The following is a 7,258-nucleotide window of genomic DNA, read 5'->3' as shown; positions in this document are numbered from 1 at the left end:
GTTCCGGCCCGCTCGCCCAGCCCAGGCGCCGTCGGCGACGGCGTCTGCGTCAGAGGTTGCCGCGCTTCTCCTGCTCGCGCTCGATGGCCTCGAAGAGCGCCTTGAAGTTGCCCTTCCCGAAGCCCATCGAGCCGTGCCGCTCGATCATCTCGAAGAAGACGGTCGGGCGGTCCTGGACCGGCTTGGTGAAGATCTGGAGCAGATAGCCGTCCTCGTCGCGGTCGACGAGGATCTTCAGCTCGCGCAGCGTCTCCACGGGGACGCGCGTCTCGCCGGCCCACTCCCCCAGCGTGTCGTAGTACGAGTCCGGGGTGTCCAGGAACTGCACGCCGGCCGCCCGCATGGCCTGTACGGACGCCACGATGTCGTTGGTGGCGAGCGCGATGTGCTGTACGCCCGGCCCGCCGTAGAACTCCAGGTACTCGTCGATTTGCGACTTCTTCTTGGCGATGGCCGGCTCGTTGAGCGGGAACTTCACCTTCCGGGTGCCGTCCGCGACGACCTTCGACATGAGCGCGGAGTACTCGGTGGCGATGTCGTCGCCCACGAACTCCTTCATGTTCGTGAAGCCCATGACGTTGTTGTAGAACTCGACCCACTCGTTCATCCGGCCGAGTTCCACGTTGCCCACGCAGTGGTCGATCGCCTGGAAGCGGCGCGCCACCGGCTCCGTGATCGGCTCGGCGGCGACGAAGCCGGGGAGGTACGGGCCGTCGTAACCGGAGCGGTCGACGAGGGTGTGGCGGGTCTTGCCGTAGGTGGCGATGGCGGCCAGCACGACGGTGCCGTGCTCGTCCTTGACCTCGTACGGCTCCTGGAGGCCGGTGGCGCCGTGCGCCGTGGCGTAGGCGTACGCGGCGCGGGCGTCCGGCACCTCGATGGCGAGGTCCACGACGCCGTCGCCGTGCTCGGCGACGTGGTCGGCGAGGAACTTGCCGTGCTCGGAGGAGGGCTTGATGACGGAGGTGAACACGAAGCGGGCGCCGCCGGATTCGAGGACGTAGCTGGCCGTCTCGCGGCTGCCGTTCTCCGGGCCCGAGTAGGCGACGCGCGTCATGCCGAAGGCCGTCGAGTAGTAGTGGGCGGCCTGCTTCGCGTTGCCTACGGCGAAGACGACCGCGTCCATCCCCTTGACCGGGAACGGGTCGGCCTGCCGGGCGGTGCTGGGGGTGTGCAGGGTCTCTGTCATGGCCGCAGGCTCTCTCCGAACCACAAGATGCGCAATAGTTTGCGTTTTCCCTGGGCAATCTGCACAGCGATAGGGCAGTATCTCCGAGCGTTCTGTACATGATGACCATCGACCGTCGAAACATCGCCCCGGGAGGTCCCGATGATCGATCATCTGGACGGCAGATTGCTGGAGCTACTGGCTCTGGAGCCGCGGATAGGAATTCTGGAGGCGTCCCGGCGGCTGGGCGTCGCGCGCGGCACCGCGCAGGCCCGTTTGGACCGTTTGCAGGGCAATGGGGTCATTCGCGGATTCGGCCCCGATGTGGACCCGGCGGCCATCGGGTACCCGGTCACGGCGTTCGCGACGCTGGAGATCAAACAGGGCCAAGGGGCGGATGTCCGCACTCATTTGGCGGGCGTACCCGAGGTGCTCGAACTGCATACGACGACGGGCCACGGCGATATGCTGTGCCGCCTCGTAGCCCGTTCCAACGCCGACCTCCAACGTGTGATCGACCGGGTTGTGGGTTTTGATGGCATTGTTCGGGCGTCCACAGCGATCGTGATGGAGAATCCGGTGCCACTCAGGATCATTCCGCTGGTGAAACAGGCGGCGGAGGACTGACCACAGCGTCGAGGGAGCGGCCCAGTGAATTTCTGGGAATACATCGGCAACCGGTACGCGCAATTGCTCACCGACACCTATCAGCACGCGAGCGCCGTCTTTCAGTGCATGGTCGTCGCCACCCTCATCGGGGTATTGATCGGCGTCGCCACCTATCGCAGCGAGTGGGCCGGGAACCTCGCCATCACCTCGACGGCCACGGTCCTCACGGTCCCCTCCCTCGCCATGATCGGCCTGCTCATCCCGATCACCGGGCTGGGCGTCGCGCCGACCGTCACCGCCCTGATCCTCTACGGGCTGCTGCCCATCGTCCGCAACGCGATCGTCGGGCTGCGCGGCGTCGACCCCACCCTGGTGGACGCCGCGAAGGGCATCGGCATGTCCCGCCTCTCCCGGCTGCTGCGCGTGGAGCTGCCGCTCGCCTGGCCGCCCATCCTCACCGGAATCCGGGTCTCCACCCAGATGCTGATGGGCATCGCGGCCATCGGCGCGTACTCCTCCGGACCGGGCCTGGGCAACGAGATCTTCCGTGGCATCTCCTCCCTGGGCAGCGCCAACGCGCTCAACCAGGTACTCGCCGGGACGCTCGGGATCGTGCTCCTCGCGCTCGTCTTCGACGCCGTGTACGTCCTCATCGGACGGCTGACCATCTCCAGGGGGATCCGTGCCTGACTCCTCGACGCCCGACTCCTCGACGCCCGATTCCTCGACACCGGGCGGCGCCGCGCCGGCGCACACCGCACCGCCGGGCACCACGGCCACCACGACCACCACCGGCGCCACCATCGCGCTGGAGAACCTGACCAAGCACTACTCCGGCACCCCCGCCCCCGCGGTGGAGGACGTCAACATGGACATCAAGGCCGGTGAGATCGTCGTCTTCGTGGGCCCGTCCGGCTGCGGCAAGACCACCACCATGAAGATGATCAACCGGCTGATCGAGCCCACCTCCGGCCGGATACGGATCGACGACGAGGACGTCACCGGCATCGACCCGGTCCGGCTGCGCCGCAAGGTCGGCTACGCCATCCAGTCCTCCGGCCTCTTCCCGCACATGACGGTCGCCCAGAACATCGCGCTCGTGCCCAAGCTCGTCGGCTGGTCGAAGTCCAAGGTCAAGAGCCGCATCGAGGAGATGCTCGACCTCGTGGGGCTCGACGCCGGCGAGTTCCAGGGCCGCTACCCGAGGCAGCTCTCCGGCGGCCAGCAGCAGCGCGTCGGCGTCGCCCGCGCGCTCGCCGCCGACCCGCCCGTACTCCTGATGGACGAACCCTTCGGCGCGGTCGACCCGATCACCCGCGACCACCTCCAGGACGAACTGATCCGGCTCCAGCACGAGCTGCACAAGACCATCGTCTTCGTCACCCACGACTTCGACGAGGCCATCAAGCTCGGCGACCGCATCGCGGTGCTCCGCGAGCGCTCGCACATAGCGCAGTTCGACACCCCTGAGGCGATCCTCACCAACCCCGCCGACGACTTCGTCTCCGGCTTCGTGGGCGCGGGCGCGGCGCTCAAACGGCTCAACCTCACCCGCGTACGCGACGTGGAGATCGTCGACTTCCCCACCGCCACCATCGACGACCCGCTCCAGAACCTCTTCGACATGCTGCGCTCCGGCTCCACCAACGAGGTGCTGCTCCTCGACCGGTACAAGCGCCCGTACAAATGGCTGCGCCGCGGCGACCTCATGCGGGCCAAGGGCTCGCTGGCCCGCGCCGGGACGCTCGTCCACGACACCGTCACCCGCGACGCCACGCTGCGCGACGCGCTGGAGGCCGTGCTCACCGACAACGCCGGGCGGGTCGCCGTCACCGGGCGGCGCGGCGAGTACACCGGGGTCGTCGACATGGAGACGCTGATGAACTCCGTGCAGCAGCTGCTGGAGGAGGACCGCCTCGAAGCCGTCGAGCACCAGCACGCGCTGCTGGAGCAGCGCGCGCACCAGACCAGACGGGAGCAGGAGGGCGCGACCGCCGTCCGCCCCGAGGACGTCTCGTGAGCCGCCGGGACCGCAGGCGGCCCAGGAACGAGCGGGCTCCGGGCGAGCACGAGGTCAAGGGCCTCGCCTTCCGTGACGAGGTGGACGTGGACGAACCCGCCGCCGGGCACGCCCGGCCCCCCGCGCCGAAACCGCCCCGCCGCCTCACCTGGCAGCGGCTCACCTACATGCCGGCCGTCCTGGCCCTGATCCTGCTCGCGCTGTGGCTGTGGTTCCGCGGCGCGGACCTCGACTCCATCGCCCGCAACTCCATCGCGGGCGGCAACGTCTGGCTGCGGCTGCGCCAGCACATCTACCTCACCGTCGTCTCCACCTTCTTCGTCCTGATCATCGCGATCCCGCTGGGCATCCTGCTCACCCGCCGCAGGCTGCGCGGCGCCGCGCCGTTCGCCATGGCCGTCGCCAACATCGGCCAGGCCACGCCCGCGATCGGCCTGCTGGCCCTGCTCGTCATCTGGATGGGCATCGGCCGCCGGGCCGCGCTGTTCGGCATCGTCATCTACGCCGTGCTGCCCGTGCTCGCCAACACCATCGCGGGGCTCAAGGCCATCGATCCGACGCTGGTGGAGGCGGCGCGCGGCATCGGCATGTCGGCGGCCGGGGTGCTGCGCAAGGTCGAGCTGCCGCTGGCCGTGCCGCTGATCCTCGCGGGCGTACGGACCGCGCTCGTGCTCAACGTCGGCACGGCGACGCTCGCCGCCTTCGGGGGCGGCGGCGGCCTCGGCGACCTGATCACCACGGGCATCACCAATCAGCGGATGCCGATCCTGGTGCTGGGCTCCGTGCTGACGATCGTGCTCGCCCTGCTCGTGGACTGGCTGGCCTCGCTGGCCGAACTGCTGCTGCGGCCGCGCGGGCTGGAGGGGAGCGACTGATGATACGTACGCCGTCCCGTACCCGGCTGGCCGCTGCCGCCGCGGCCGGCGCGCTGCTGGCCCCGCTGGCTCTCAGCGGCTGCGGGCTGACCAGCGGCAGCCCCATGGTCGACAACGTCCAGCCGGGCTCCATAGGCCAGGGCAAGCCGCTCAAGGGCGCCGATCTGACCGTCACGTCCAAGGAGTTCACGGAGCAGATCATCCTGGGCCAGATCATGGGCCTGGCCTTCAAGGCCGCCGGGGCGACTGTCCTGGACCGCACCGACATCCAGGGCTCCATCGGCGCCCGCGAGGCCGTGAAGTCCGGTGACGCGGACGCGATGTACGAGTACACCGGCACGTCCTGGATCACCTACCTCGGCAACGACCAGCCCATCGCCGACCCGCGGGAGCAGTGGCAGGCCGTGCACGACGCCGACCTCAAGAAGGGCATCACCTGGCTGGAGCCGAGCACCATCAACAACACCTACGCGCTGGCGCTGAACCCCGCGAACGCGAAGAAGTACGGCACCAAGACGCTCTCCGACGTGGCCGCGCTGGCGAAGAAGGACCGGTCCGCGGTGACGCTGTGCGTGGAGAGCGAGTTCGCGGCGCGCAATGACGGGCTGCCGGGCATGCAGAAGAAGTACGGGATGCGGCTGCCCGCCTCGAACATCCAGAAGATGGACGGCGGCATCGTCTACACGCAGGTCTCCAAGGGCGGCTCGTGCACGTACGGCGAGGTCTTCACGACGGACGGCCGGATCAAGGCCATGAACCTCGAAGTGATGCGCGACGACAAGCACTTCTTCCCCAACTACAACGCCGCTCCCGAGATCAACAGCAAGGCGTTCAAGAAGTACCCGGCCATGAAGGACGTGCTCGACCCGATCACGAAGAAGCTCACGAACGACGTGGCCCGGACGCTGAACGGCAAGGTGGACGTGGAGGGGCAGGACCCGCACGAGGTGGCCAAGGAGTGGCTGATCAAGGAGGGCTTCATCAAGGGCGGCTGAGCCGCCGTTGCGGCGTTTCAGCAGGTGGGGACGGAGCTCCCGGCCGCCAGCGCCCGGAGGGAGGAGACGGAGTCCTTGAGGGTGGTGACGGGGATGAGCTGGAGCCCGTCGGGGCGTACGGCCTCGGCTTCCTTGCACTCGCCCTTCGGCACGAGGAAGACGGTGGCCCCGTCCCGCTTGGCGGCCTGCGTCTTGAGCTGCACGCCGCCGACCGGGCCGACGGTCCCGTCGGGTTCGATGGTGCCGGTGCCCGCGATCGTACGGCCGCCGGTGAGCTCGCCGCCGCGGCCGTCGCCGTCGATCTTGTCGATGATGCCGAGGGTGAAGAGCAGCCCGGCGCTGGGCCCGCCGATGCGGGCGAGGTCGAGGGTGACCTTCACGTCCTTGGACGAGCGGTGCAGATAGCGCAGGGCGGCCTCGGTGGCGGCGTCCTGCGACTTCCGCATGTCGGCGAAGTTGTGCTTCTCGACCTCGGCGGTCGTGTTGCCGACGGGGTAGACGGAGTCCCGCGGCATGACGGCCCGGTCGGTGCGGAACCAGCTGTCGATCACGTCTCCGAGCCGTACGTCGGCGTCCGGCCCGGTGGCGACGATCGTGGTGGCCCGCAGCTGCCCGGTGGTCTTCCGGGTGTCGGCCCCCTTGACCGTGATCACCTGCTCCCCGCGACGTGACCCCAGCACATCGGCCGTCGAACCCGGCTGCGCCAGCGAGAACGGCAACGGCGCGAAAGCCGCGACCGCGAGCAGCGCGACGACAAGCACGGAGCAGACCGTAAGAACCCGACCACGAGAAGACACGCCCGCCACCCTAATTCACACGCGTACCGGCCTCTTCCGCGGTGGGGCGCGTGTACGGGCGTATGGACGGGGCGTACAAGCGGTGGGCCGCGTTACCGCAGCGCCTCCGCGACCTCCTTCGCCGCGTCCATGACGCGGTGGCCGACGCGCTCGGGGACGGAGTCCGCGAGCATCACGACGCCCACGCTGCCCTCTATCCCCGTCACGCCCAGGAGCGGGGCGGCGGCGCCGCTCGCGCCCGCTTCGAGCTCGCCGTGGGTGAGGGCGTAGCCCGGATCGTCGCTCTCGCCACGGCGGGCGGCGAGGATCGCGCGGCCGGCGGCCCCGCGGTCGAGCGGGTGGCGGAAACCGGCGCGGTAGGCGACGTGGTAGTCGGTCCAGGTCGGCTCGACGACGGCGACCGCCAGCGCCTCCGTCCCGTCGACCAGGGTCAGATGGGCCGTTGCCCCGATATCCTCGGCCAGGGAGCGCAGCGCCGGGAGCGCCGCCTCCCGCACCAGGGGGTGCACCTGGCGGCCGAGCCGCAGCACCCCCAGCCCGACGCGGGCCCGGCCGCCGATGTCCCGGCGTACGAGCGCGTGCTGCTCAAGCGTCGCCAGCAGGCGGTAGACCACGGTCCGGTTGACGCCGAGCTTGGTGGACAGCTCGGTGACGGTGAGCCCGTGATCGGTGTCGGCGAGCAGTTTGAGGACGCGCAATCCTCGGTCGAGCGTCTGCGAGGTCTCCGCGGTCACGACGCCCCCTCCTCAACGTGAGTGGCGGCTCCCGTCGCGGTGGGGACGCCGCCGGTCCCG

Annotated in this window: 8 protein-coding genes; 5 read left to right on the top strand and 3 right to left on the bottom strand. The window is 69.5% G+C overall.

The features are described from left to right. Positions 1–49: 49 nt before the first annotated feature. Complete coding sequence (gene hppD, locus ACFU99_RS03705; protein ID WP_384385205.1) at positions 50–1,189, bottom strand: 4-hydroxyphenylpyruvate dioxygenase; 1,140 nt, start codon at positions 1,187–1,189, stop codon at positions 50–52. A gap of 141 nt (positions 1,190–1,330) precedes the next feature. On the opposite strand from hppD, the gene ACFU99_RS03700 reads away from it, so the two are divergent. The 5 genes from ACFU99_RS03700 to ACFU99_RS03680 all read left to right on the top strand — a co-directional run bounded on the left by ACFU99_RS03700 (position 1,331) and on the right by ACFU99_RS03680 (position 5,667). Beyond that, complete coding sequence (locus ACFU99_RS03700; RefSeq protein WP_384385202.1) at positions 1,331–1,795, top strand: Lrp/AsnC family transcriptional regulator; 465 nt, start codon at positions 1,331–1,333, stop codon at positions 1,793–1,795. 24 nt (positions 1,796–1,819) lie between these two features. Further along, positions 1,820–2,467, top strand: coding sequence for an ABC transporter permease (locus tag ACFU99_RS03695; protein ID WP_384385199.1), 648 nt, complete (start codon positions 1,820–1,822; stop codon positions 2,465–2,467). Positions 2,468–2,579: 112 nt separating this feature from the next. Continuing rightward, positions 2,580–3,797 (top strand): betaine/proline/choline family ABC transporter ATP-binding protein, encoded by a 1,218-nt coding sequence (locus ACFU99_RS03690; protein ID WP_384385208.1) that lies wholly within the window; start codon positions 2,580–2,582, stop codon positions 3,795–3,797. Continuing rightward, on the top strand, positions 3,794–4,672 hold the full coding sequence (locus ACFU99_RS03685; RefSeq protein WP_384385196.1) for an ABC transporter permease: 879 nt from the start codon (positions 3,794–3,796) through the stop codon (positions 4,670–4,672). Before ACFU99_RS03690 ends, ACFU99_RS03685 begins: the two co-directional genes overlap by 4 nt. Next, positions 4,672–5,667 carry a glycine betaine ABC transporter substrate-binding protein gene (locus ACFU99_RS03680; RefSeq protein ID WP_384385194.1) on the top strand — a complete coding sequence of 332 codons (996 nt, stop codon included), beginning with the start codon at positions 4,672–4,674 and terminating at the stop codon, positions 5,665–5,667. Before ACFU99_RS03685 ends, ACFU99_RS03680 begins: the two co-directional genes overlap by 1 nt. Positions 5,668–5,684: 17 nt before the next feature. Here the strand turns inward: ACFU99_RS03680 and ACFU99_RS03675 are convergent, their stop codons facing one another. Continuing rightward, complete coding sequence (locus tag ACFU99_RS03675) at positions 5,685–6,473, bottom strand: S16 family serine protease (RefSeq protein ID WP_384385190.1); 789 nt, start codon at positions 6,471–6,473, stop codon at positions 5,685–5,687. An 83-nt stretch (positions 6,474–6,556) separates the two neighbouring features. After that, positions 6,557–7,198 carry an IclR family transcriptional regulator gene (locus tag ACFU99_RS03670; RefSeq protein ID WP_384385188.1) on the bottom strand — a complete coding sequence of 214 codons (642 nt, stop codon included), beginning with the start codon at positions 7,196–7,198 and terminating at the stop codon, positions 6,557–6,559. Positions 7,199–7,258: the final 60 nt, after the last annotated feature.

Source organism: Streptomyces sp. NPDC057654 (assembly GCF_042800135.1).
Lineage (GTDB): Bacteria > Actinomycetota > Actinomycetes > Streptomycetales > Streptomycetaceae > Streptomyces.
The sequence above is the reverse complement of the archived record's forward strand: the minus strand, read 5'-3'. Positions and strand labels throughout refer to the sequence as shown.